The 23,993-nt window shown below is 56.6% G+C and carries 23 protein-coding genes; 12 read left to right on the forward strand and 11 right to left on the reverse strand.

Features of this window, described 5'->3' with window-relative positions; all coding sequences use genetic code 11:
* Positions 1–187 precede the first annotated feature (187 nt).
* The 9 genes from modC to YBN1229_RS09495 all read right to left on the reverse strand — a co-directional run bounded on the left by modC (position 188) and on the right by YBN1229_RS09495 (position 9,498).
* The gene (modC, locus tag YBN1229_RS09450) at positions 188–1,345 is read right to left on the reverse strand and encodes a molybdenum ABC transporter ATP-binding protein (protein WP_046478126.1); all 1,158 of its coding nucleotides are present in this window, start codon (positions 1,343–1,345) and stop codon (positions 188–190) included.
* A complete protein-coding gene (modB, locus tag YBN1229_RS09455; protein ID WP_046478127.1) occupies positions 1,342–2,025 on the reverse strand; it encodes a molybdate ABC transporter permease subunit in 684 nt (227 codons plus the stop codon). The genes modC and modB overlap by 4 nt, the downstream gene beginning before the upstream one ends.
* Positions 2,026–2,039: 14 nt before the next feature.
* Positions 2,040–2,816, reverse strand: a complete 777-nt coding sequence (modA, locus tag YBN1229_RS09460; protein ID WP_425284133.1) for a molybdate ABC transporter substrate-binding protein — start codon at positions 2,814–2,816, stop codon at positions 2,040–2,042.
* A 546-nt stretch (positions 2,817–3,362) separates the two neighbouring features.
* Positions 3,363–4,049, reverse strand: a complete 687-nt coding sequence (locus YBN1229_RS09465; RefSeq protein ID WP_046478128.1) for a CBS domain-containing protein — start codon at positions 4,047–4,049, stop codon at positions 3,363–3,365.
* An 864-nt stretch (positions 4,050–4,913) separates the two neighbouring features.
* Positions 4,914–5,321, reverse strand: coding sequence for an aconitase X swivel domain-containing protein (locus YBN1229_RS09475; RefSeq protein ID WP_046478130.1), 408 nt, complete (start codon positions 5,319–5,321; stop codon positions 4,914–4,916).
* Positions 5,318–6,571 carry an aconitase X gene (locus tag YBN1229_RS09480; RefSeq protein ID WP_244464887.1) on the reverse strand — a complete coding sequence of 418 codons (1,254 nt, stop codon included), beginning with the start codon at positions 6,569–6,571 and terminating at the stop codon, positions 5,318–5,320. Before YBN1229_RS09480 ends, YBN1229_RS09475 begins: the two co-directional genes overlap by 4 nt.
* 39 nt (positions 6,572–6,610) lie before the next feature.
* Complete coding sequence (locus YBN1229_RS09485) at positions 6,611–7,897, reverse strand: TRAP transporter large permease (protein ID WP_046478131.1); 1,287 nt, start codon at positions 7,895–7,897, stop codon at positions 6,611–6,613.
* Between the two features lie 6 nt (positions 7,898–7,903).
* On the reverse strand, positions 7,904–8,401 hold the full coding sequence (locus YBN1229_RS09490) for a TRAP transporter small permease (RefSeq protein ID WP_052743823.1): 498 nt from the start codon (positions 8,399–8,401) through the stop codon (positions 7,904–7,906).
* Between the two features lie 104 nt (positions 8,402–8,505).
* Positions 8,506–9,498, reverse strand: a complete 993-nt coding sequence (locus tag YBN1229_RS09495; protein ID WP_046478132.1) for a TRAP transporter substrate-binding protein — start codon at positions 9,496–9,498, stop codon at positions 8,506–8,508.
* A 204-nt stretch (positions 9,499–9,702) separates the two neighbouring features.
* Here YBN1229_RS09495 and YBN1229_RS09500 point away from each other — a divergent pair, with 204 nt between their 5' ends.
* Positions 9,703–10,572, forward strand: a complete 870-nt coding sequence (locus YBN1229_RS09500; RefSeq protein ID WP_160298698.1) for a GntR family transcriptional regulator — start codon at positions 9,703–9,705, stop codon at positions 10,570–10,572.
* A gap of 3 nt (positions 10,573–10,575) precedes the next feature.
* Here the strand turns inward: YBN1229_RS09500 and YBN1229_RS09505 are convergent, their stop codons facing one another.
* Complete coding sequence (locus YBN1229_RS09505) at positions 10,576–11,520, reverse strand: metallophosphoesterase family protein (RefSeq protein ID WP_076605307.1); 945 nt, start codon at positions 11,518–11,520, stop codon at positions 10,576–10,578.
* A 341-nt stretch (positions 11,521–11,861) separates the two neighbouring features.
* Between YBN1229_RS09505 and YBN1229_RS09510 the strand changes: the two genes are divergently transcribed.
* The 5 genes from YBN1229_RS09510 to YBN1229_RS09530 all read left to right on the forward strand — a co-directional run bounded on the left by YBN1229_RS09510 (position 11,862) and on the right by YBN1229_RS09530 (position 17,191).
* A complete protein-coding gene (locus YBN1229_RS09510) occupies positions 11,862–12,350 on the forward strand; it encodes an Hsp20/alpha crystallin family protein (protein ID WP_046480209.1) in 489 nt (162 codons plus the stop codon).
* 129 nt (positions 12,351–12,479) lie between these two features.
* Complete coding sequence (locus YBN1229_RS09515) at positions 12,480–13,085, forward strand: Dps family protein (RefSeq protein ID WP_046478133.1); 606 nt, start codon at positions 12,480–12,482, stop codon at positions 13,083–13,085.
* Between the two features lie 292 nt (positions 13,086–13,377).
* Positions 13,378–13,716 (forward strand): P-II family nitrogen regulator, encoded by a 339-nt coding sequence (locus tag YBN1229_RS09520; RefSeq protein WP_046478134.1) that lies wholly within the window; start codon positions 13,378–13,380, stop codon positions 13,714–13,716.
* 59 nt (positions 13,717–13,775) lie between these two features.
* Positions 13,776–15,242: an ammonium transporter gene (locus YBN1229_RS09525; RefSeq protein WP_052743825.1), complete on the forward strand. Its 1,467-nt coding sequence runs from the start codon at positions 13,776–13,778 to the stop codon at positions 15,240–15,242.
* A 209-nt stretch (positions 15,243–15,451) separates the two neighbouring features.
* Positions 15,452–17,191, forward strand: a complete 1,740-nt coding sequence (locus YBN1229_RS09530) for a metallophosphoesterase family protein (RefSeq protein ID WP_046478135.1) — start codon at positions 15,452–15,454, stop codon at positions 17,189–17,191.
* A gap of 26 nt (positions 17,192–17,217) precedes the next feature.
* Here YBN1229_RS09530 and YBN1229_RS09535 read toward each other — a convergent pair whose 3' ends face one another.
* Positions 17,218–18,291: an AI-2E family transporter gene (locus YBN1229_RS09535; protein WP_046478136.1), complete on the reverse strand. Its 1,074-nt coding sequence runs from the start codon at positions 18,289–18,291 to the stop codon at positions 17,218–17,220.
* Between the two features lie 127 nt (positions 18,292–18,418).
* On the opposite strand from YBN1229_RS09535, the gene YBN1229_RS18885 reads away from it, so the two are divergent.
* The 6 genes from YBN1229_RS18885 (at position 18,419) to YBN1229_RS09565 (ending at position 23,991) form a co-directional block, all read left to right on the forward strand.
* A complete protein-coding gene (locus tag YBN1229_RS18885) occupies positions 18,419–18,658 on the forward strand; it encodes a hypothetical protein (RefSeq protein ID WP_152024977.1) in 240 nt (79 codons plus the stop codon).
* A 4-nt stretch (positions 18,659–18,662) separates the two neighbouring features.
* Positions 18,663–19,775: an efflux RND transporter periplasmic adaptor subunit gene (locus YBN1229_RS09545; RefSeq protein ID WP_046478138.1), complete on the forward strand. Its 1,113-nt coding sequence runs from the start codon at positions 18,663–18,665 to the stop codon at positions 19,773–19,775.
* Complete coding sequence (locus YBN1229_RS09550; protein WP_046478139.1) at positions 19,772–22,834, forward strand: efflux RND transporter permease subunit; 3,063 nt, start codon at positions 19,772–19,774, stop codon at positions 22,832–22,834. The genes YBN1229_RS09545 and YBN1229_RS09550 overlap by 4 nt, the downstream gene beginning before the upstream one ends.
* A 75-nt stretch (positions 22,835–22,909) precedes the next feature.
* Positions 22,910–23,422, forward strand: coding sequence for a Na+/H+ antiporter subunit E (locus tag YBN1229_RS09555; RefSeq protein ID WP_046478140.1), 513 nt, complete (start codon positions 22,910–22,912; stop codon positions 23,420–23,422).
* Positions 23,415–23,714 carry a monovalent cation/H+ antiporter complex subunit F gene (locus YBN1229_RS09560; RefSeq protein ID WP_046478141.1) on the forward strand — a complete coding sequence of 100 codons (300 nt, stop codon included), beginning with the start codon at positions 23,415–23,417 and terminating at the stop codon, positions 23,712–23,714. The genes YBN1229_RS09555 and YBN1229_RS09560 overlap by 8 nt, the downstream gene beginning before the upstream one ends.
* Positions 23,698–23,991, forward strand: a complete 294-nt coding sequence (locus YBN1229_RS09565) for a cation:proton antiporter (RefSeq protein WP_046478142.1) — start codon at positions 23,698–23,700, stop codon at positions 23,989–23,991. The genes YBN1229_RS09560 and YBN1229_RS09565 overlap by 17 nt, the downstream gene beginning before the upstream one ends.
* Positions 23,992–23,993: the final 2 nt, after the last annotated feature.

Here is a 23,993-nt window from a genome sequence, read left to right on the forward strand (position 1 = left end):
TGCACAACGACTCTGTGCACAGCCACTATACAAGGGGAACTGATTCTATCAATGTTTTGAGCTTGTTGACTGTGCACAGGCCCTGCTGCGCGGTACCGATCCACAGACCACAAGTTTTAGGTTGAGCATAAGCGGCGCAAGGTTGTCCTGCGTGGGGTGGTCGAAGAGCCATCAACCTTGCCGAATTCTAGCGAGAGGGAGAATTCGGAGCGGCCAGAGCACTGCCAGATTTCGCAGCGATCAACGCGACGCTCTTGATTTGCGCGAATACCTGCGCGCCTTCGACCATTTCGAGGGCTTCTTTGGATTTGCGGGTAATGCGGCCGACGATACGCGCGCCGTTGCCATCCTCCCCGAGTCCGGCAATGACGTTGACTTGTGCGGCGTTGCCACCACCATGGCTTGTGATCGAGAGAATGCGGGCGGGCAAGCAATTCAAAATTGTCGTCTCGCGCGGGATAACTCGAGTGAAACTTACATCTGACGCGCTGATACGCAGGCGCCGAAGACCGCCGGCCGCGCCCTGATGGCCGGGCACCACCAATTCTCCGCCCGCAACGGCTAAGGTCGTGAGGGTGTAGGTTTCATCAAACCGCATAACCTGCCCCTCGATGGTAACCGATGCCTCCGGAGCTTGTAGGAGAGGCAACTCGGGATCGGACTGAAGCGTGTAAAGCGGCCCAGCCGCAACAACGCGGCCGTCTTGCAAGAGGACGAGTGTATCGGCTAGGCGCTCCACCTCCGTGATATCGTGACTGACATACACGATCGGGATGAGCAGGCTTTCGTGCAAAGCTTCGAGGTAAGGAAGGATTTCTTCCTTCGTCATGCGGTCCAGCGCCGCCAACGGCTCATCCATGAGCAGAAGTTGGGGTTGGGAGAGAAGCGCGCGGCCGATGGCAACGCGCTGACGTTCACCGCCAGAAAGAGCCAATGGCGCCCGCTCAAGCAGATGCGAGATGCCAAGCAGAGCGACAATGTCGTCGAACTTCAATGCGTTTGCGGCGGCTTTTTTTGAGGCGCGCCGCGCTCCGAAAAGAAGGTTGGAGCGGACGGACAAATGTGGAAATAAGCTTGCTTCCTGGAATACATACCCGATCGGTCGGTCATAGGGTTTGCGGAAGGTATTCGTCGCGTCATCTTGCCAGACATCGTCGCCGACCGTGAGTTTTCCCGTCAGCCGATTAAGCCCGGCCATACACCTCAGAACGCTTGTCTTTCCGCACCCCGAGGGTCCGAATAACGCGGTGATGCCCTTCGTGGGGGCTTGGAAGGAGACATCGAGAGAGAATGCTCCGAGCGTGCCCGCGAAGGCGACGTCTATGCGAGCTTCACCAGCGTTCACAATCCCGGCCGCCCCATCCTTTTTTCCAGCACCATCATGGTCAGGATCACGCTGAAGGAAAAGACCAGCATGCCCCCCGCAAGGATGTGGGCCTCCGTCCATTGCAAGGTCTCGACATAATCATAGATCGCGACCGACAGGACTTTGGTTTCTCCTGGAATATTGCCACCGATCATAAGTATCACGCCGAACTCCCCCACCGTGTGGGCAAATCCCAAAACGGCGCCCGTCATAAAGCCGGGGCGAGCAAGCGGAACGGCCACCGACCAGAACGTATCCCATGGTGTCGCTCTCAAGGTCGCTGCAACCTCGAGCGGCCGCTCTCCGAATGCTTCGAACGCGTTGCGGATCGGCTGAACAACGAAAGGCATGGAGTAGATCACCGATCCGATTACCAACCCCTCGAAGGTAAAGGCTAGAGACCGCCCCCCTGCCAACCCGGCCAGCCAACCGCCGGGGCCGTTGGGCCCCAGCGTAACGAGAAGATAGAAACCCAGCACAGTCGGCGGAAGAACGAGCGGCATAGCGACAACAGTCGCCACCGCCTCCTTCCACCGCGCCTTCGAACGAGCAAGCCACCACGCGATGGGTGTTCCGATGATGAGCAGCATCACCGTCGTGATAGCCGCGAGTTCGAGCGTGAGCCGGATGGGAGACCACAGTTCCCCAAGATCGAGCATGCGTTAGAGCGCCTTTACTTACCCGCGCCGTACCCGAATTTCTCCTTAACTTCGAGCGCCTTGGGGCCTTTCAGGAATTTCACGAAAGCAACAGCTGCTTCGTTCTTTTCACCACCTCTTAGCAGGACGGCGTCCTGCGCGATCGTGGCGTACAGATCTTCTGGAACAATCCAGCGGGATCCTTCCGTCTTGGCAGCCACCTGTGAGAGCGCAACAAAGCCGAGTTCGGCGTTATCGCTGTCTACGAACTGATACGTCTGGGCGATATTATTGCCCTGTACGATCTTATCGGAAAGATCATCGTAGACACCAAGAGCTTTCATCGCTTCGACTGCGGCAGCGCCGTAAGGTGCGGTTTTAGGATTGGCGATGGCAATTTTGTTGAACTTCCCGTCCTTGAGTGTCGCTTCGCCCTTCACAAAATCCGGGTTTTTGCTGAATAGGACGATTTTCCCGGTCGCATAGGTGAAGCGGCTGTCCGGAACGGCAAAGCCCTCCTTCACCGCCTTTTCAGGACGCGCTTGGTCGGCGGCAATGAAGACTTCAAAGGGAGCCTGCTGAGTGATCTGCGTGTAGAGCTGACCGGTGGAGCCGAAGCTGAAGACCGCTTTGTGCCCGGTCTCCTTCTCGAATAGATACCCAATCTCCTTGGCGGCTTCGGTGAAATTGGCCGCCACTGCGACCTTCACGTCCGCAGCCTTCGCAACCGTTGAAAGCATGACGGCAAACAGGACTGCGGGGAACCACGTGGCCGCAGACCATATGCGCGTACGAAGTGGTGATTGGGGCATCGAGAGTCTCCCTCCGTTATTTTCAATCAGACATACCGCTCATATCCGTCTGGGCCCCGTTGGTGCAAGCTTTATTTTCAACGGGAAATATCGATTGATAGTGTGGCCGTCTATCGGCAGGACAAATTCATCGGCAATCGTCATATCATCGACGTGCCCAAGAAAGCTGTCGCATCACAGGATGCTCCAGCGGCACAAAGGAGGAGGATGCCTAACAAGGAGTGTGAACGAGAAGCGGCGTTGTCTCAGCTGGCGTAGGTCGCTCTCTCAAGCGTTACCGTCGATACGGCATCGACACGACCATCTGTCCCCGCCAGACCAAACTCGTTGCCACGAAGGCGTCGGCGCAATCGGTCCCTGCCGAGAACCCGGAGTAGCCTGCCTGACGATCTCGCGCAGAAGTCACAGTCAGCGTGGACCGATTTTTGGAAACGGTAAGAAAAAGAGTGGGGACCGCTCAAGTCTAACGAAAAGCGTCAGACCACTTCCAGCCCATCTGTGACGCTCCGGATGACTCGAAGACGGGCTGGAAGAGTAAGTTAGGTTTCAGACGTAGCTCGGCGGGCTGATCACAAGCTTGTCTTGAACCGCAACAACGCCGGGCGTGACTTCCGCGGCAATGCGCGCAGCCCTCTTCTCATCTTCATTTTTGACGATACCCCAAAGGTCGACCTGGCCTTTGTGTACGACGACATTGAGCATGAAGGGGCACCACGGTTCAGATTTGAGGCCGGAGAGCACGCGCTCGCGAATATTGGCGTCATCGGGATTGCCCGTAGCGAGCAGGTCTTTGGCTCCCGCCGCAAGAGCGCGGACAAGATTAGACCGGCTGACGATGCCGACGAGCTTGTCGTTTTCGACGACCGGAACTCGTTTGATCCGGTGGCTTTCAAGAAGGTTTGCAATCACATCAAGTGATGCGTCAGGGCCGACGGTAACGACGTTCTTCGTCATAATGTCACGAGCGCGCTGTCCGTGCTCCTTGATATATTCCCGCGCCAAAGCCTCTGGGCTCGAAAACATCTCCAGCCACCAGGAATGGCGGCTTTGCGTGCCGATTTCGGCGCGACGGACGAGATCGCCCTCGCTCACGATACCCACCAACTTGCCTGAGCCGTCGACGACAGGCACGGCGCTGATGTGGTTTTGCAGGAGCAAATTGGCGACATCCGCGATGCGGCTCTCGTCATTCGCAGTAACCACCTGCGTGGTCATGATATCGGCAGCTTTCATGGCGTCCTCCTGTCGCTATATGCCCTATAGTACCTACCAAAAGACGTGGGTCTGGCCTTGATCCGCATCAAGATGGAGGCGTGATTATCGGGGGACGGAAACGCGGTGGTGAAGGGGATGCTTCAGGAGAAAAACAAGCAATTACAAAAAGAAAGAAGAATGCCTGACTCGCAGATGCCGCAGGAGACTAATCATGCGGCAGCGCGAATCCAACATGCCGCATCAAGTTTTGATGCGTGTCAAATCTCGTCCGCCAACAATACTTTAAGTTGTGAAGGCTACCAAAGCCGCCCACCCTCGGCGGCGAGCCCTCACCCCCCGGGGCCTGTAGCAAAAGTGGACGCTGGCTTTCCCCCCGGGCCAGCGTCCCGCTCGTTTCTCAAGCTAAGACAATTTCAGCTCAGTCCTGACTGATAAAAGTCAAGTACATAAGTGTGAGGTAGACCGCTGGAATAACAAGAAGTACGCCGAGCTCTACAAAAAGTGGTGCAGAACACTCGCCCGCGTACATTCGTCCGCCGACAAAGGCAACAGCGGCGAGAGTTATAACCAGCCCAATATACCAGGGAGTAAGCCGGTTTCTTTTCGGGGGGCGCTCCATCGCGAGGTCTCCTTTACTCAAACATCATGTGCGATTTCGGATTTTGCCATAAATGGTCGGTTGGTGGTGAATACGGAGGCTATGGGCCTTAAAGGCGCGATTTCCGAAAAGGCACAGCGCGCTTAGGCAACATCCAAGACAAGTTTCAAAGAAGAGTATGAATTTGGGAAAGTGATGTTGAAAAAAATAAGTTAGCCCTGCTGAATTGTGGGCAGGCTCCGAAGACCTCTTCAGGTCTGCGCGCCTGCCCGACAATGAAGCCATTAGCCGACTGTGAGCGTGCCGGCGGCTGGGTCTACGGCGACAGGTTCGCCGTTTTTGATAGCGGTCGTGATGTCAACATCGAACCGGTCGATTAGAGCCAGGTCGGCGAAAGCCGCGCCCTGAACCATGATCGTATTCGCGAAGTTCAGGATGAGGGCCGCCGGTGCGCGGCCACAGGCCTTCATATCTCTCAACATCCACGCCGTCGCAACGCCACCCTTGGCGGCGTTCAGGATCAGGATCTTGCCTACATAACTTTGCCCATGCAGAGCATGTGTTGGGCGCGAGAAAATTCCGGCAACGAGATCCAGATCGTAACGTGCCGAAAAGTTGTCGCTTGCTACGAGCGCTTCGCCCGTAACGGGCGCGCCGGTGCCGACGTGACCTTTGTAAACCCGAGTGCTCATGCGCCGATCCTCCCCGCAACAGCAGCATCCACGCAGGCGGCCATATCCGCCAGGTGAGTTTGATATCCGTATCCGCCAAGAATGTTGACGAGCTTTGCTGAGTTCGAAAGCAAATTGCGCCAGCCGTTGGCTTCGCCGATCTCACGCGCATGCATCTGATAGAAGCACACGCCCTGCAGAACGATGCCGCCGGCGCCTTCAATCATGGAGGTGAGGCCCATGCGGTCCGCCGCAGACTTCATCTCGGGCGATGTCGTGGCAATGAGCGTAACTTTGTCATTAACCTTGCGGCCCTGAAGTAGCCGCGCGAGAGACTCAAGCTCGAACAATGATAGCTGCGGTGCTGCAAACACCACGACATCGAGCTTGTCGTCTTTGGGGCCGAAGTCTTTGTAGAATTGCGCGAGGTCACTATCGCCAATGCGGCGCGGTTCAGGCGCCGGACCATCGAAGACTGCGCCGAGATCGGGAGCTTCCGGCGTCACCCCAATCATGTGGAAGAGCGGTGTCGAACCAAAGCTTGCGAGCGCTGCGCCGAAGTGTTTGATCTCGTCAGAGGTAGGTGCAGAGGTAACGCCCTCAATGACAGGGACTTCCCAATAGGACTTCATCTGCCGGCCGATAATACCACCTAATGCACCCCAGTCGCTAAGGCCATTAGGCTGAACGTCGATGACGAACCGTGTCGAGCCGCGGCGGCAGGAGTCCAAATGGAAACCGTAGCGCGGGACACGGCCTGTGAGCGCCGCGGCGAGTGCCGAAGGGCCGCCTTCAAAGTTCGTGCGCGCGCCCAAGACGGAATTCGCATAGATCGAAGAGCCTGTATCGCCGAATGCGAGGTGCTCTCCCTGAACAGGCGGATTAATCGTCTGATAGTTGATGCAGGTGTCTGTCATCATAAAGCCGAGCGCACGAAACGCGGCGTCAGCCCGCCGTTCGAGTTCGATGAACTTTTCCGGCTGTTTGATCCGCTTATATCCGGTGAAGTCGGCACCGCGGGGATCCGTTACGGCCGGAACGCGCACCATGGATTGCGAAGGCTCATGTGTGCCGATCCATTCGACGAAGCGTACGCCCTCTTCGCCGGTGGCTTCCGTGTCCGCCATGAGATGGACTTGGGAAATCTCTACCAGGTCTTCCGCGTCGAACACGGTCCCGACCTTCATGAGCATTTCCATAGCCCACTTGCGCGGTGGTCCGTGGAGCCCTGCGGCCATTTCCTGCTCATGCTCCGTGAGGCGCATTGTCATTTCTGGTCACCTTCTTCGTTATTGCCAGGATTGAGCTGTTCATTTCATGGAGTGGGGGAGCCAAAGGACGATCTCGGGGAAGAAGTAGACGATGTACAGCATGCAGATCTGAATGAGGATGAAAGGGATCACCCCGCGTGCAAGCGTCCAGAGACCTATTCCCGAGATGCCATGGATGGTGAAAAGATTGACGCCGACAGGAGGCGATATCTGCGCGATCTCCATGGCGATGACGGCAAAGATACCGAATACGAGCGGATCCATGCCGGCTGCTGCAGCGACAGGTGCGAAAATCGGAATGGAGATGAGCAGCATTGCCGCGCTCTCCAAAAACGTACCGAGTACCAGATAGGCTAGGATCATCAGCGTGATCGCCCAAACGCCAGTGGCGTTATCGGTAATCGCGTGAGCGATCGACTGTGGCACCTGCTCGAACGTCAGGAAGTGCGCGAAGTACTGACCAAAAACGATGAGCATGAACAACATGCCTGTCGTTGCTGTGGCGGTACGCAACGCAGCGACGAACTTGCCAAACGTTAGTCGTTGCTGAGCGAGACCAAGGATCAACAAGTAGATTACCGAGAGCGCGCCGACCTCTGTCGGCGTGAAGATGCCAGTATAAATTGCGACGATAATAATGATGGGCAGTGCCAAGACACCGCTGCAACGCAACGTCAATGAAAGACATTCGCTCCATGAAACGTCCTGCGTTCCTTTGATCTGGGGGCGGGAGAAGTAGACCACGAGCGTAAATGCCGTGAGCATGATGATCCCGGGAACCACGCCCGCAATGAACAACTGACCGATAGAAGTTTCGGTTAGTACGCCGTAGAGGATGAGCGGGATCGACGGCGGAATCACAATGCCGAGCGTTCCCCCGCCAGCCACAAAACCGCCCGCACGGGTTTTCCCGTAGCCTTCTTCGAGCAGAAGCGGGATAGCGACCAAGCCAACCGTCGCGGCTGTTGCGATACTGGAACCGGAAATCGCAGCAAAGATACCGCAAGCGACGATCGTTGCGACGCCGAGCGAGTTCGAGATCGAGCCGGCCCATGCTTTGGTCACGGCAAACAAGTCTCGCCCGGCATCCGTTTGCTGCATGATCGTGCCCGTGAGGATGAACAGGGGCAACGCAACCAGTTCGAAAATTGAAGCGCCCTGCCACACGGTCTGGATGAACGTCCGCGCCACAAGCTGGAAGTCATCGATGAGTAGTGCTGCAGCAAAGGCCGCGAGGCCCATCGAAACAAAGATGGGCACAGCCAGGAGCATCATGAGGAAGAGAAGGGCGATCGAGATGTAACCCGCCCAGTCGATAAGATCCATGGGGGGCTACTCCATAATCACTTCTTTGCCTTCCGGCATCTTGCCTTCACAGATGTGAATCAGCGTCTGCAGGAACAGGCCGACGCCGCCAATTGGAATGGCAAGTTGCGGAATCCAAAGTGGAACTTCGAGCAAAGTGGCCGACAGGATGTCGTTCGACCAACTATACCAGACGAAATATGAGCCGGTTCCGATCAGTAGGATCGAGAACAGAAGAGTGAGGATCAATGCGAGCCAATCGAGTGCGGGCTTCAAGGAGGGGAAAGCCTGAGCGAGGATCATGACTCGGAAGTGCGCACCCGAACTCATGGCCAGCGTATTCGCCAGAAAGCCGCCTGCGATGAAGAGATAGAGCGTTGTTTCGAACACCCAGATTGTGGGTTTTCCGAAAGCGCGCATCGTTGCGTCGTAAGCAATTGGAAAAGCCAAAAGCCCGAGCAAAATTATCGAGACAATTGACATAAAGCGGCACATCGGTTGAAGCACCTGGATCAGTCCGCGCATGCTAGACCTGCTTGATTCCTGGATTGGTAGACGCGGACGGGCACTGGGCCATACACCTCGTATGGGCGCCGGTGCCCGTCACAGTCATCGGTGGAATCGGACGATTATTTCGTCTCGATAAGCTCGACGAGTTCTTTGGGATACGTGCGGCGCGCTTCGTCGTTCACGCCCTGAAGGGCGTTGCGCCACTCGTCATAACCTGGTGTCCCCGCCTCGAGCACCGTCACGGTGTTGCCGTGCTTGCGCACCTGGTCAACAAAGTCACCATACTTATCGATGATGTAACCCTGCATGGCGTCCCGAGCTTCCGCGGCAGACTCCATAACGATCTTCTGCAAATCCTCCGGCATGCTTTCGAACTTGTCTTTGTTCATGACATACGCGTGGATCAGCGTTCCCAGAGCACCCATGGGAGCGAGCATGTACTTTGTTACTTCGAAGTGCTTAAGGCCGACAGCGCCCTGGAGACCGCCAATAGCACCGTCAACCGTGCCGCGCTGCAGAGCCGAATAGACTTCGCCCACGCTCATGGTCGTCGGGGCGGCCTTGAGTGCCTGCATCATTTGGCCAGCGCCCTTCGAGTACACGCGGATCTTTTTGCCCGCGAGGTCGGAGGGATGCTCGATCGGGAAGCTCGTCGATAAAACCGGAGGACCGATATCAAAGGCGCAGAGCAATATCGCGCCTTGTTCGCGGAGTTTCTTGTCGAAGTAGTCAAAGATCGGTTGGCCCGGCTTCAAAGCCCCCAGCGTGTCCTTCATGGACCGAGTCCATAGAGGGGTCGTCAGGATCGTCACATCGGAAATGCGGCCCGACCAATTATCCAGCGTCGTCAAGGAGATGTCGACGGTTCCTTGAGGCACGGCCGTTGGCACGAACTGCTGCTTGACCATCTCGCCGCCTTCGAACGTGCGGAACTTAATCCGTCCATCCGAACGCTCTCCGACGAGTTTGGTAAATTCAGGAACGAAGTGGCTAACTTGTGGATGTTTGGGGCTGCCCCAAGTGGACAGCGAAAGGCGATATGAGTCCGCAGCTGCGGGCCCAGCTGCCAATGTCAGGCCGATTGCAGCGGCAGCTAAAGGAAATATACGCATTTTTTGTCTCCTCCTCCTTTATAGTTTTATGAAGACGTCTCTTTGCGAGAGCCGCGACCGGCCCACGTCGGAATCGCCTTATTGAGTTTCTTGCTGATGAGAGATCTCCGGCCTGTTCGTTCCGCTGAGGCCGTTCACGCTCACTAGCCGCTCCAAATGAGAAACTGTATAGTTTGCCCCATGATAGATGACCACAGGCCAAAGATGTCAACAGTGAAGTGCCAGCCGGACGACACGGAATCTGCGACTTTTAAGCAACCGAGCGGCCGCAAGAAGCGTGGTCGGAGTCGTCTTGAAAAGTTTTTGCAGAGTGAACTCAACAGGGCCGCTACTGCTAAACTTCCCAAGCATAAGTTGCTGTCAGAAGTGCTGGCTTCAGCCATAGCTAAAGGCATTTTGGCGGAGGGCGAGCGCCTGCCTGCTGAGGCGGATCTCACCACGATGACGCCTTACAGCTTGGGTACTGTCCAGAAGGCTTTAGCCACGCTCGTGGATCAAGGCCTCGTGCGTCGGCGAAAGGCTCTGGGCACTGAGGTGCAGTCCTGGCGCGGCCGTCTGGAGGACCCACTCCATTTTCGCTTTGGCGATTTCGACGGACAATGGCAACCCGTCTATCCGCATTTGTTAAGCCGAAAGCCGGTTGAACCCGGCCCGGCCATTTACGAGTTGCTTGGTGAATGTACGAGCCCGATTTGCCTTGAGCGTAAGATCAACATCGCTGACCAGTTCAACGTCCACAGTCTGTTCTATGTCGACGCCGATCGCTTTCCGATATTTCTAGATCGCACGGATGCGGAGCTTGAGGGCGTAAACCTCAAAAAGCTCATGCAGAGCGAAACGCCGTTTCGGCGGATCACACAACGCCTTCGCTTAGTCCAGCCTGAGCGTCGCGTCGCAAAGCATATCAAAACAAAGCCAGGGGAGACTGCGTTGTTGCTCCGTGCGACGGTGTACGGCGATGCAGATCAGATCATTTACGTCCATGACGTAACCATCCCGCAGTCTGCCAGCGACCTGTGGATCGAGGGCAAGCCGAGCACTCTTCCGCACTCGGGAGAATTTTTTAAATTTTAGAATTCAAGCGTTAGACGGTGCAGTCGACGTGAGAGTTTCGGAGTACACGTCAGGCCACAGCAACGTTGACGATGTGTGGTGCGACGGGGAGCGGCCTACGGCAACGTTGGTCCACGCGACGCTGGAGGGTGATAACGCGAAGCCTTGGGTCCTCCTCTCGCGCACAGGAAGAATATCGCAGTTAGGCCAGACACCGGAACTCAGCGCATCGGCATAGCCCTGCGGTAGGTTTTCCAGTTCCATCATGCGAGCCGCAGTCTGATGGTCATAGTCGAGCGCGCGGTGTTCGATCCGCAGCCCGGAAGTCTCTGGAATAAGCAGGCTGTACCACACACGCGCCGTGCCGTCGTTGGCGGGCATGCCAATCACGCCAGGATTATGCCAGAGCCGCCCACCGATCAGTTCTGTAAACGGCAAACCGCAGTGCCCACCCAAAATGCCATCGCATCCGACGAGATCCAGTTCCTGGCGCTTAAGATCGCTCGGCGATGTCGCGAAAATAAATTGATTGATGGTGCTGGGAGTGCCGTGGACTACGGCGAGGCGGCGACCGCCGATCAACAAGTCAATCCTGTATGGCAGATCACGAAGCCAGTGCCGGTCTGTCGTGCTTATGTGACGGTTTGCATACGAATACCAAGTGTCGGAAAGGCGTTCACAGGCGCTGCCCTCAGCAAAGCCACAGCCGCATGTGTCCGCGCCCTCACCTAACTGCTCATCGCAGTTTCCTTGCACAACTACGATACCGCTCTCGCGCATAAGGGCGATCGTCGCGGCAGGCTCAGCGCAATAAGCCGCCAAGTCGCCCGTGCAAACGATATGTTCAGCCGGAATGCTAAGGCGTTTGGCTTCAGCCAGCAGGGCTCGCGTAGCCTGCAAATTACTGTATGGGCCGCCAAAAATGAGAGCTGGGCCATCAGCTTTAATCTCCGGGGGCGTATTTTGCATTTTGTTTTAATCCCAGCGAGACGGGGCTCAACGTGCGCGTCACTGCACATGCGCCAGTTCAATTATATGAAACACTCAGTGAGCTGAATCGCTCTAGCGCAGAGACTGGCGCGACACGCGCCGAGCTTCGAGCCGTATTACTTTCACATGCTCACCCCCGATAAGCGGAACTTTTTCCCTCTATTTGCGTTGCAGCCGCGCGGAGGATGACTCTGCGTTAGCCACTCATGATTTTATTGTCTGGCCATGTGAACGGGAGTCTCCGGCCGTCACATCGGGTTCCTGACACGAAGGAAGCCCGTTGCGCGACAGTAATGTACTGCGTCAATCAGGAGAAAGAGATGGCACGTTATTCTCTCACGCCTTTGCGTAGTGGAGCGATGAGCAACGACCCCTTCCAGTCGTTCCAGCGTGGCATGAATAGGCTTTTCGAGGACGTCTTCCAAGGTGTGCCGATGTCGGTAGGCGGCGATCTGGAGCAGAACGGCGGTGTATTGATGCCCCAGATTAATGTCTCCGAGACCGACAAGGAAATTATGATCACCGCAGAATTGCCCGGCGTCGCGGAAAAGGACGTCGACGTAACGCTTGACGATGACATGCTGACAATCAGCGGCGAGAAAAGGCTCGAAAAGAAAGAGGAAAAGGAAAACTACCATTTCGTCGAACGGTCATTTGGGCGCTTCCAACGTTCGTTACGCATTCCCCATTCCGTGAACCCGGATCAAGTTAAGGCGCAAGTCGAAAACGGTGTACTGACGATCACGATGCCCAAGAATGCAGAGCAGGAGCGGGTGCGCCATATTCAGATCGAGGGAAGCAAACACTGACGTTTCCGTTATCTGAACTAATTTTCGTGTCCGGAGGAGCGGTAACGCATAGCGCTCGGTGCATTATAAGCCGTCATTTTCTGCCTCCCGCGCCCTCCGGATCCGACTTAGCTTCCAATGAGGTCGACGATGACAAAGACCATGGTGAAATCCGTGAAGCGTGGCGATGCGCGCCGGGAAATGAGCAGTCAGCCGTGGCTGCACCAACACGGTCGGGAAATTCAAAAATTTGGGGACGTCAGGCAATTCCCGTTAGGGCTCTCTTTTGATGCCCGCGGCTACGCGTGCCAGCGTTTGAACCAGCTGCTCTGCGACACGGCGATTCTGTACGCGCTGTATAAGAAGCATCATTGGTTGGTGAGGGGTCCCACCTTCTACCAGCTACACCTGCTTTTCGATAAGCACGCAGGTGAGCAGGCGGCACTCATTGACGCAATCGCTGAACGTGTCCAAACCCTCGGTGGCATTGCTGTCGGCGATCCTCGTCATGCTGCGGAGATCACGCACATTCCTCGCCCTCCCGATGGCTGCGAAGAGGTCCCAGCAATGCTCTCGCGATTGCTTGAGGCGCACGAAATAATCTTGATCGACGCGCACGAGGCAGCCGCGAAGCTGGCGGATATGGGGGATGACGGCAGCAACGATCTGATCGTGTCCAGTCTCATCCGCACGAACGAGTTGCAAGCCTGGTTTTTAGCCGAGCATCTCGTGGACACCCCCCTCGTACGAGCGTAAATTGCTCATCAGTGTGCACACGAAATAGTCGAGCTTTTGAATGGAAAATATGCAAAAAATGAAAGCTGCATATTTTTTGTTCAAAAATTCATCTGCGTGGCTACACACCTACGCGTGCAAGATGACGAAACTGGGCCAGTTTCAACAGCTTGAGAAGCCCTATATCGAGATGGCATAAGTTTTGTTTCTTGTCGGATGGAGTGCGTCGCTCTTGAAGCATTCTTGATGTTCTCGGCTGAGAATTCGGTAGGCCCCGAGCATTGTCCGTTTGGCCCTGAAAGGGTGGTGCGGAATGAAATTGGTGTCCGCGATAATCAAGCCGTTCAAGCTCGAAGAGGTGCGTACTGCACTTTCAGACCTCGGCATTCAGGGCATGACGGTGACAGAGGTCAAAGGCTATGGCCGCCAGAAAGGCCATACCGAAATCTACCGCGGCGCGGAATATGCCGTGGACTTTCTACCCAAGCTCAAAATTGAAATTGTCGTCCAATCTCCCGATGTCGATAAGGCCGTCGAAGCGATCATTGACGCTGCGAAAACGGGCCAGATTGGCGATGGCAAAATTTTTGTGTCGAGCATTGAGCACGCCGTCCGCATCCGCACCGGAGAGACGGACGACAGCGCCCTCTGAGAGCCCGTTTAGGACTCCCACCAATCCAGCGCTATTCCAAGATTAAGGAATATTAGAAGATGCGATTCGCTTCCTTTGGCCGGATTATTCCGGCTCTAACGTGTGCGGCTGCGCTCGCTCTCGTGAGTGAGCCGGCATGGGCTGCGGAGACCCCGAACAAAGGGGACACCGCCTTTATGTTCATCTCCACGATCGCCGTCCTACTCATGACCGTGCCGGGTTTGGCATTGTTTTATGGTGGCCTTGTCCGCACCAAGAACATGCTGTCTGTTCTGATGCAGGTCTTCACGATCGTCTGTATCGTTGCCCTTATCTACGTCACCTATGGATACAGTCTGTCGTTTACTAGCGGCGGCGTTTGGAATGACTGGGTCGGAGGGCTCTCGAAGGCCTTCCTGTCAGGCGTCACCCCGGAGTCGGTGGCGGGCACGTTCTCCAACGGTGTTGTCATCCCGGAATACGTCTACATGGCGTTCCAGATGATGTTCGCATGTATCACGCCGGCTCTGATCGTAGGAGCAATCGCCGAACGCGTTAAGTTCTCTGCAGTCATCCTGTTTGTCGTCCTCTGGGTAACGTTTGTCTATTTCCCCGTCGCGCACATGGTCTGGTATTGGGCTGGCCCAGATGCCGTGGCTGACGCGGCGCGGGCTGCAGCCCAGGCCACAGGCGATGCGAAAGCGCAGGCCGATGCCGCACTCGAGGCGGTGCTGGCGGACTCCGGGAAGATCTTCCAGTGGGGAGCGATTGACTTCGCTGGCGGCACGGTTGTTCACATCAACGCGGGTATTGCCGGTCTCGTTGGCGCCATCATGATCGGAAAGCGTACCGGTTACGGCAAGGAGACGATGGCTCCGCATTCGCTCACCATGACGATGATCGGTGCTGCGCTTTTGTGGTTCGGCTGGTTTGGCTTCAACTGCGGCTCGAACCTGGAGGCGACGGGCGTCGCGCTCCTTGCGATGGTCAACACCATCGTCGCGCCAGCCGCCGCCGCGTTGTCGTGGATGTTCGTGGAATGGATCACGAAGGGTAAGCCCTCCCTGCTGGGTGCTGCGTCGGGTCTGGTTGCCGGACTTGTTGCCGTCACGCCGGCGGCGGGTTTCGCCGGACCAATGGGCTCCATCCTGCTCGGGATCGCGGCAGGCATCGTCTGTTTCATCTTCTCGACAGCGATCAAGAACACGCTTGGCTACGACGATAGCCTCGACGTTTTTGGGATCCATGCCGTTGGCGGCATCCTCGGCGCGATCCTCACTGGCATCTTGGTGAATCCGGACTTTGGCGGAACGGGTATCGGTGATTACGTCGCGAAGCCTGGCGAGGTCGTTGTGGCCGCATATTCTATGAGCGCCCAGGTGATGGCGCAGTTGTCTGCGGTAGGTCTTGTGGTCTTGTGGACCGGCCTTGGCTCGCTGATCCTCTACAAAATCGTAGACCTCATTGTCGGCTTGCGCCCATCTCAGGATAAAGAGCGCGAAGGGCTCGACGTTTCGGAGCACGGCGAGCGCGCATACAACTACTGACGAGGGCTCTGGATTGGGCGCGCACGCCTAGCCCGCTGGGAATGCCATTAGCAAGGTGAGGGACCAAATTGCGGGAAGGACGGAATTTCGCCCTTCTCGCAAATTTTCGCCTCCCCAATAACGTTTCTGCCAGCATTTGCGATAAATAAAGAGACGCGAGCCGACGATAGGGTCCCTGCAGCTCCAGGGAGCAAAGGAGCTCATTTTTCATGCCCCCACTCTTCGATCCGCGCCTTGGTGATATCGAGGACGACGCATCCAGTCCAAAGCGTCGCTCGCTCTTTGCTATCGCGGGAAGCCTGTTGGCGGAGATCAGTTTACCCAAGCTTCTTGCCGCTTGGTTACTTCTGATTGTCGTGCCTGGCGTGCTGCTAGGCCTTGCCCCACTCGTTGCCTCCGGATGGGTGGCACTTCTTTCTCGAAAGATCATCACGCCCCTTGACGGTATCTGGCCGCTTTTTCTGATTGTGCTCGTCATCGCGCTGGGTTGGTTCGGCTGGCGGCCTCTTTTTCGGATCGCGGAACGAGGGTTTTGGTCACTGAATTCTTTGGTCGTTCAGCCCGGCTATGCGCTCTGCCGTGAAGGACTCCGCCACTTGGTCGAGCACATGCTGATGCGCGACGCTGACGCCGAGAGCCGGGCGCGCCTCCGCGCAACCACGGCCGCAGGTGCTGGAATTGTCCTATGTGGACTGGGCATATGGATTGTTATGCTTGCCTGGCCATCTTCCCGTTGGGTCGGCGGCGTCGCCGACCTCACCTCGCCACATCGCCTCATCGTCCCGGCACTTGCCAACACGGTCGTCGTGCTGGGCTCATATTTGGCGGTGAGCGCGCTGGCGTGGGGAATTGCCGACGCTGTCATGGCCCAACCCCGTGACTTGCCAGCCTTCGATGAGATGCCTGAGAAGGGCCGGATATGGCGCGTTGCACATCTCTCGGATTTGCATGTGGTTGGGGAACGATTTGGGTTCCGGATCGAAAGCGGACGGTCTGGGCCGCGCGGCAATGACAGACTGGAACAGATCCTCGAAGAACTCGCCAAGATCCATTCTCAAGAGCCGCTTGATCATGTGCTCATTACAGGTGACATGACCGACGCTGGTCGCTCCGCCGAATGGGCGGAGTTTTTCGCGGCACTGGCTCAATACCCGGAACTGGAGGCGCGCACGCTTGTGCTTCCAGGCAATCACGACGTCAACGTTGTCGACCGCGCCAATCCGGCGCGTCTCGACCTTCCAACAAGTCCTGGGCTACGCCTGCGCCAGATACGAGCCTTATCGGCGATTGCCGCTGTTCAAGGCGAAAAGGTTCACGTGGTGGATTCCGCGATGGGCCGGATTGGCCAAACGTTATCCGCGACGCTCGCTCCCCACGCCATGTCCATCGCTGACTTCGCTAACTCCGGGGCGCTTCGCCATTCGTCAGTCCTGTCGAGGATTTGGACGGATGTCTTTCCGATGGTCCTCCCGCCTGACGACGAGGACGGCTTGGGCGTTATCCTGCTGAACTCCAATGCCGAAACGCATTTCTCGTTCACCAACGCGCTTGGCTTCATGTCCGCCGAACAGGCAAGCGATCTAGCCGCTGTGACCCGTCAATTCCCGCATGCGCATTGGATCGTCGCCCTGCACCATCACATTGTGGAGTACCCCGAGCCGGTCACTGATTTCTCGAAGCGAATTGGGACCGCATTGATTAATGGCACTTGGTTTGTGCGACAGATCCAACCTTTGGCGAGCAGGATTGTCGCCATGCATGGCCACCGGCACATGGATTGGGTCGGAGAATGTGGTGGTGTACGGATCATATCGGCACCTTCAGCGGTCATGGCTTCGACGGGTAACAATACCGTCCATTTCTATGTCCATCGCTTCGGGAGGGGGATGGCCGGCCGGCTTAGCCTGCTAAAGCCCGAGCGTGTGGAACTTCCGGGGATGAAGACTTAATCGAGCCTTGTCGGTGAGTGCGGCGCTCAGCCTTCGGGAGTTTCAACCGGTGCGCCGAAGAGATCTGATACCCAGACGGTGGAAGGATGCTGCGCGCATAGCGTTAGCAGCGCTATTGTAATCGGCACGCCGATGAAGGCGCCAAAAAAGCCCCACAGATAGGTCCAGAAGAAGACAGAGAACAGGACAAGGAAAGGCGAGATGGCGAGTGCGCGACCGGCAACCCGAGGTTCGATGTAGCTGCCGATAACAAACTGGATAATGTTGAGGCAGATAAATACGAGGACCGCAGACTGCCACCATTCGAATTGCGCCAGTGCAAATAATGTTGGAAACATCGTTGCGATGAACGGGCCGATAAACGGTATGAAATTCAGGGCAAACGCAATGACGCCCCACTCCTTCGCGAACTGAAGGCCAGCCGCGGCTGCCAGAGCCCAGACAAAAGCGCCGGTCGCGATGCTCATCGCCGTTCGGATTAGCATGTAATGCCGGAATTTTTCGGCAATGGAACGGCTGCCTTCTATCAGGACGCGAGCAGCTTCCTGATTTTTTAAATGCCGGATCTTTTCCGTCAATTCATCAACTTCAAGCAGGCCGAGAAGCAGGTAGATCAGTACGACAAGCCAAAAGGTAACAGTCGTATTGAGGTGCGTTGTGATCCCCTGCAAGACACGCATCAGCCATCGGACATCGAGATTTTCAGCCCATAGGCCGGCAATCATGATCCCGTGACCTTCAAGCCATGTGGCGGTCTGTTCGTAAATTGCTTGAAAACGGTCGGCTTCCGCGATCAGCGATCGGCCCACGCGTCCGAACCCCCAGGAAATGAGAGACCCAAAAACGAGGAAAACGATAATCGTGGCAAGGAGCACGATTGCGAGCGCGAGAAGCTTCGGCATGGTCGCCTGAAGCCGCTTCTGGAGAGGCCATACCAGCGCGATAATAAATAACGCGCAGACCACCGGCGCAAATATCGCGTTGGCGTAGTATAGCGCGGCGAAGATCAAAATCGCTGCGATGAGCCACGTGGCAACGCCAAAGTGAGGCTGGGTTGTTGATGAAGGAGCCGCGGACGGCTGGTCAATATTAGAACTCATCGCTCAGATTCGTTGATTGGGGGCAAACTTCACTATTCTAATCCGCGGCCATAATTAAATTGTATTCCTTTTGCGCGGAACACCAATAAAAACTGTAGTAATATAGAAATATACCCAAGAGATTTTGATGGCTGGAGAACGGTTTCGACAGTTGATGAAATTTGACCGCATGGCGTCAATGATAGCGTCGCCGAATTTAATAAGAGCAGAAATTTTAGAAGTGTTTCTAGGTGCGATTAATCATGAAGCAGGATTTCAAGTCGGGTGCGGTTCGAAAGTTTCTCCAGCCATCCTCTCTGGGGTATTAATGGAGAGTTGGAAAGACGCGTTGATGGAATTTCGTGTGCGGGGTTTCAATAGAGGGTGACCTGATGAACGCTTGCGCCCGTCGCAGGAAGGTAGAACTTGGCTTGGGTTCGTGCGGACTAATTGCCTTAGCTACGACCATTTTGCTTTCCGGATGCGGCCAGGAAGCCGAAACCGCGACCCCAAAAGTGCGTCCCGTTCGTACAGTCACAGTTGAGATGCGTGAGACAGGCATGCCCGTCTCGTTCACGGGACGCATTGAAGCCGAAGACGAGGTCACGCTTGGCTTCCGTATTTCAGGAAGACTCCTGAAAAATGACGTGAACCTAGGGGATCGCGTCAAGCCTGGTCAGGTCGTGGCGCGCCTTGAGCCTCAGAATGAGACGAATGCTCTGCGAACGGCCCAGGCCAACCTAGTGGCGGCACAAGGTCAGTTGACCCAAGCGCGCAACACCTTCGAACGCCAGGATACGCTCCTCAAGCAAGGCTGGACCACACGCGTCAATCACGATCAAGCGCAGCAAGCACTGCAGACGGCGGAATCGCAAGTTGAGGCGGCCGACGCCCAACTCAAGAAAGCACGAGATATGCTGAGCTTTACGGAGCTCAAGGCAGACGCGCCAGGCGTTGTGACAGCGACCGGCCCAAGAGCGGGGGAAGTTGTCCAGACGGGCCAGATGATTGTTCGGCTCGCGCGCCAGGACGGACGTGACGCGGTCTTCAACGTGCCCGCGCAATTGATCCGATCCGCGCCAAGCAATCCGGAGATCACCGTCACCTTGACGGAAGACCCTTCTGTCAAAGCCGTGGGCAGGGTGCGCGAGGTTGCACCGCAAGCCGATCCAGTCACGCGGACATTTGAGGTGAAGGTCGGTTTGACGAGCCCACCTGAGGCCATGCGTCTTGGTGCCACCGTGACGGGCACGATGCAGACGGCAGCGGTATCGATGATCGAGATCCCGGCGTCTGCCCTAACCCGTTTCAATCAGCAGCCGGCGGTTTGGGTTGTTGATCCGAAAAGCCAGACCGTTTCGATACGCAATGTCGAAGTGCTTCGCTATGACCAGTCACAAGTCGCCGTCGCCTACGGGCTGGTGTCAGGTGACATCGTCGTCACGGGCGGGGTGCAGGCATTGCATCCCGGTCAAAAGGTACGCGTTCCTGGATTGGAGCCATGACAGGGTTCAATCTTTCAGAGTGGGCACTGAAACAACGTTCGCTCACGATGTATTTCATGATCGTCGCAATCGTCGCCGGTCTGTTGGCCTATCACCGCCTGGGTCGCAGCGAAGATCCGACCTTCGTCATCAAGACGATGGTGGTGCAGGCCGCGTGGCCCGGTGCAAGTGTTGAGGACACGCTCAAACAGGTCACCGAGCGTCTGGAGCGAAAACTTCAGGAAATTCCAAACCTCGATTTTCTACGCAGCTTTACACGCGCAGGCGTGACGACGATTTTCGTCAATCTGAAAGGCAGCACGACAGCCGATGAAGTTCCGGACATTTGGTATGAAGTCCGCAAAAGCATCGGAGACATCCGCCATACGCTGCCCGATGGGATCGTTGGTCCCGGCTTCAACGACGACTTCGGCGATACCTTCGGAACGATTTACGGCTTCACAGCGGACGGCTTCACACATCGGGAACTGCGCGACTACGTCGAGGACGTTCGCTCAAGGCTTCTTCACGTGCCGGATGTCTCCAAGATCGAGATCCTCGGTGCACAGGATGAGAAGATCTTCGTCGAATTTTCGATGCGAGATCTGGCGAGCCTGGGGATCGATCGCTCGGCTCTGATCGCGGCGCTGCAAGCACAAAATATCGTACAGCCCGCCGGCACAATACAAACAGACCATGAGGCGCTTTCCCTGCGCGTATCCGGGTCCTTCGAGACTGAAGAGGACGTCCGCAATATCAACTTCGCCATAGGTGGGCGGATGCTCCGACTGAGCGATATCGCACGCGTGCGCCGTGGCTTCTCAGATCCGCCGCAACCCCTGTTTCGCGTCAACGGCACACCGGCTATCGGACTGGCCATTGCGATGCGCGACGGCGGCGACATTCTTGCGTTGGGCAAGAACATAGAGAAGTCCATGGCGGAGATAACCGCTAATCTGCCGATAGGGATCGAACCTAAGCTCGTCGCGGATCAGGCAGTGACGGTCGAGAGCGCTATCTCGGAATTCATGACCTCGCTCTGGCAGGCGGTCGCCATCATACTAGCAGTCAGCTTCATCAGTCTTGGCGTGCGCCCCGGTCTTGTGATCGCGACCGCCATTCCGTTGACGTTGACCATTGTGTTTTCCGTGATGGACCTCGCCAACATAGATATGCAGCGCATCTCGCTCGGTGCGCTGATTATAGCCCTTGCGTTGTTGGTCGACGATGCGATGACAACGACGGACGCGACGCTCAGCCGTTTGGCAGTGGGCGATACCAAAACGGAGGCGGCGGCGGTTGCGTATCGCACTTACGCGTTCGCGATGCTGGCTGGAACGCTGGTAACGATCGCTGGTTTTGTGCCCGTTGGCTTTGCTGCGAGCTCCGCAGGTGAATACACGTTTTCGCTCTTCGCTGTCGTTGCGATCGCGCTGATCGCCTCTTGGTTCGTTGCGGTCATTTTTGCTCCGCTGTTGGGCGTGGCGATCCTCAAGCCGCCGAAGGCTGAGCAAGACAAAGAACCCGGATTTGTGTTCCGCACCTACCGGAGTTTTCTCACGCAAGCTATGCGCGCGAAGTGGCTCACGTTGGCGGCGACAGCAGCGCTCTTTGTCGGCGCGGTCTTAGCTTTGCCGCTCATACCTCGCCAATTCTTCCCCTCCTCCGATCGCCCTGAGCTTCTGGTGGACCTGAGCTTGCCGCAAAACGCCTCAATCTACGCCAGCGAAGACGTTGCCAAGCGCTTTGATGACCTCCTCGCAAAGGACGAGGATGTCGCGCGCTGGAGTACATATGTGGGCCGTGGGGCGATCCGGTTTTATCTTCCGCTCAATGTGCAGCTACCGAATGACTTCTTCGCGCAGTCCGTGATCGTCGCCAAAGATGTCGCCGCGCGAGAACGGCTCAGAGACAAATTAGAAAAGGCTCTCGCAAACGATTTTCCCAGCGTCGTAAGCCGGGTTTATCCGCTTGAGTTGGGGCCGCCCGTCGGTTGGCCAATTCAGTACCGGGTCAGCGGCCCAGATGTCTCCAGAGTGCGCGAGGTTTCACTCCAACTCGCAGAAGTTCTTGCGAAGAATCCGCAGACGGCCAACGTCAACTTCGATTGGATGGAGCCAGCCAGACAAGTACGCATTCGCATCGATCAGGATGAGGCTCGTCTTCTGGGCTTAAGTTCTGAATCCCTCGCCAGTACTCTGAATACGGTCGTCTCGGGGATCCCGATCACCCAGGTGCGCGACAATATCTATCTGGTGGACGTCGTCGTGCGCGCGACCGAAGATCAACGTGTCTCATTGAACAATCTACGCACGCTTCAAGTGCCGCTGCCCAACGGCAGCACAGTTCCATTAAGTCAGTTTGCAACCTTCGAATACGCTCAGGAATATCCTCTTGTCTGGCGCCGCGATCGCGTGCCCACACTCACGGTGCAGTCCGATATCACGCCAGGCGTTTTGCCCGAAACCGTAGTCGCAGCACTTGCACAGCCGATCGCGGATCTCTCCGCATCGCTTCCTCCATCTTACAGCATCGACGTTGGTGGCACAGTTGAAGAAAGCGCAAAATCACAGGCCTCCGTCGCTGCTGTCATTCCGGCAATGCTGTTGATCATGCTGACGGTGTTGATGATCCAGCTTCGGAGTTTCGAAAAGTTGCTCATTGTGCTGAGCGTCGGACCGCTCGGACTAATCGGCGTGGTTGCGGCTTTGGTCTTGTCGGGCAAGCCGATGGGCTTCGTTGCGATCCTGGGTATTCTCGCTTTGCTGGGCATAATCACGAAAAACGCTGTCATACTGGTCGGCCAGATCGATGCCGAGCGGGCCCAAGGCAAAGACGTAACGCAAGCCGCGATCGATGCCAGCAGCGCCCGTTTCCGGCCCATTATGCTGACGGCCGTTTCCACTGTTCTCGGCATGATCCCGATCGCACCGACAGTGTTCTGGGGCCCCATGGCGTTCGCCATCATGGGCGGTCTCTTGGTTGCAACGATCCTGACGCTCGTTTTCCTGCCGACACTCTACGTGACGTGGTTCGGTTGGCGCGAGTCGCGGGCAGGTCCCGCTGAAAATCCAGTTTGAGAAGATACGAGAGAAAGAAGCCACGTCCGAGTTTGCTGCAAGTCGTGTGAAGCCCACGAGGTGTGAGTAAGCGTCATGCAAGACAAGAGCGATGGTCTAAGTGAAACCCTACGAAGCGGGAGTGTGCGAGCTGCGTTGTTCTTCATTCTCTGGCTGATCATCACCGGAGCAGCAACGGGCGACATGTTGATTGGCGTGATTGCGTCACTCATTGCAGCGGTCGCAAGTCTAAAACTGCTGCCGCCGCGACGGCGCGCGTGGCGTCTTTCCGAAGCAGTCAAATTGGGAGTGCGTTTCCTCCGGCAATCGATCGTCGCAGGAATTGACGTCGCCCGGCGCACGCTTGATCCGCTCTTGCCTTTGCGTCCGGGCTTCGTGTCGTACAAATCCAAGCTTCCACGTGGCCCTGAGCGTGATGCGTTCTTCACCATGACGAGCTTGTTGCCCGGCACACTTCCTTCGGGGCCTGGCCGGGGCGAGGACGTCCTCGTTCATTGTCTGGACGTCGAACAGCCTGTGGCCGAACAACTCGCGATCGAAGAGCATCTCTTTCATCAAGTTGCGGGAGGTGTGAACCGCGATGAATGAATTTCTCTATCTGGCGGCGACCGTGGTTCTTGCGATGGTTGCGTTGGGGCTGTTCCGAATTCTGTATGGGGCCGGAGAAGCCGATCGTCTGATGTCGGCACAGCTCATCGGATCGGGTGGCGTGGCCGTGCTGCTTCTGCTTTCCGTGACAATGGCCAGTTCGGCAATCGTCGACGTCGCGCTTCTGCTTGCTCTGTTGGCCGCATTCGCATCCGTCGCCTTTGTATCGACGGCCGAAGAACTCCGAGCATCTGTATCCGAGAGTGAGGCCGGCGATGACCCTGATTCTTGATGTCTTCACCATCGCCGCTGTCACAGTAGGCGTTTTCTTCTTCGTGATCGCCGCGCTGGCGTTTTTGCGTTTTCCAGATGGGCTGACGCGGCTGCATGCGTTGACCAAAGTCGACAACGTAGGACTGGGACTCATTGTCTTTGGCCTGTTGCCTCAAGCCGGAAGCGTGATGGGAGCTTTGAAGCTGATCTGTGTGTGGCTGCTGGTCCAGTTCTCTGGCGCGATCGTGACGCAACTGATCGCCCGATCAACACGACGCGAAGGGCAGGAGGCATGACG

The sequence above is a fragment of the Candidatus Filomicrobium marinum genome, assembly GCF_000981545.1.
Taxonomy (GTDB): domain Bacteria; phylum Pseudomonadota; class Alphaproteobacteria; order Rhizobiales; family Hyphomicrobiaceae; genus Filomicrobium; species Filomicrobium insigne.

Coding starts and splice junctions, on each gene's coding strand:
- modB (WP_046478127.1), bottom strand. CDS start 2,025: ATGCTCGATCTTGGGGAACTGTGGTCTCCCATCCGGCTCACGCTCGAA.
- modA (WP_425284133.1), bottom strand. CDS start 2,816: ATGCCCCAATCACCACTTCGTACGCGCATATGGTCTGCGGCCACGTGG.
- YBN1229_RS09465 (WP_046478128.1), bottom strand. CDS start 4,049: ATGAAAGCTGCCGATATCATGACCACGCAGGTGGTTACTGCGAATGAC.
- YBN1229_RS09475 (WP_046478130.1), bottom strand. CDS start 5,321: ATGAGCACTCGGGTTTACAAAGGTCACGTCGGCACCGGCGCGCCCGTT.
- YBN1229_RS09480 (WP_244464887.1), bottom strand. CDS start 6,571: ATGACAATGCGCCTCACGGAGCATGAGCAGGAAATGGCCGCAGGGCTC.
- YBN1229_RS09485 (WP_046478131.1), bottom strand. CDS start 7,897: ATGGATCTTATCGACTGGGCGGGTTACATCTCGATCGCCCTTCTCTTC.
- YBN1229_RS09490 (WP_052743823.1), bottom strand. CDS start 8,401: ATGCGCGGACTGATCCAGGTGCTTCAACCGATGTGCCGCTTTATGTCA.
- YBN1229_RS09495 (WP_046478132.1), bottom strand. CDS start 9,498: ATGCGTATATTTCCTTTAGCTGCCGCTGCAATCGGCCTGACATTGGCA.
- YBN1229_RS09500 (WP_160298698.1), top strand. CDS start 9,703: ATGTCAACAGTGAAGTGCCAGCCGGACGACACGGAATCTGCGACTTTT.
- YBN1229_RS09505 (WP_076605307.1), bottom strand. CDS start 11,520: ATGCAAAATACGCCCCCGGAGATTAAAGCTGATGGCCCAGCTCTCATT.
- YBN1229_RS09510 (WP_046480209.1), top strand. CDS start 11,862: ATGGCACGTTATTCTCTCACGCCTTTGCGTAGTGGAGCGATGAGCAAC.
- YBN1229_RS09515 (WP_046478133.1), top strand. CDS start 12,480: ATGACAAAGACCATGGTGAAATCCGTGAAGCGTGGCGATGCGCGCCGG.
- YBN1229_RS09520 (WP_046478134.1), top strand. CDS start 13,378: ATGAAATTGGTGTCCGCGATAATCAAGCCGTTCAAGCTCGAAGAGGTG.
- YBN1229_RS09525 (WP_052743825.1), top strand. CDS start 13,776: ATGCGATTCGCTTCCTTTGGCCGGATTATTCCGGCTCTAACGTGTGCG.
- YBN1229_RS09530 (WP_046478135.1), top strand. CDS start 15,452: ATGCCCCCACTCTTCGATCCGCGCCTTGGTGATATCGAGGACGACGCA.
- YBN1229_RS09535 (WP_046478136.1), bottom strand. CDS start 18,291: ATGAGTTCTAATATTGACCAGCCGTCCGCGGCTCCTTCATCAACAACC.
- YBN1229_RS18885 (WP_152024977.1), top strand. CDS start 18,419: ATGGCTGGAGAACGGTTTCGACAGTTGATGAAATTTGACCGCATGGCG.
- YBN1229_RS09545 (WP_046478138.1), top strand. CDS start 18,663: ATGAACGCTTGCGCCCGTCGCAGGAAGGTAGAACTTGGCTTGGGTTCG.
- YBN1229_RS09550 (WP_046478139.1), top strand. CDS start 19,772: ATGACAGGGTTCAATCTTTCAGAGTGGGCACTGAAACAACGTTCGCTC.
- YBN1229_RS09555 (WP_046478140.1), top strand. CDS start 22,910: ATGCAAGACAAGAGCGATGGTCTAAGTGAAACCCTACGAAGCGGGAGT.
- YBN1229_RS09560 (WP_046478141.1), top strand. CDS start 23,415: ATGAATGAATTTCTCTATCTGGCGGCGACCGTGGTTCTTGCGATGGTT.
- YBN1229_RS09565 (WP_046478142.1), top strand. CDS start 23,698: ATGACCCTGATTCTTGATGTCTTCACCATCGCCGCTGTCACAGTAGGC.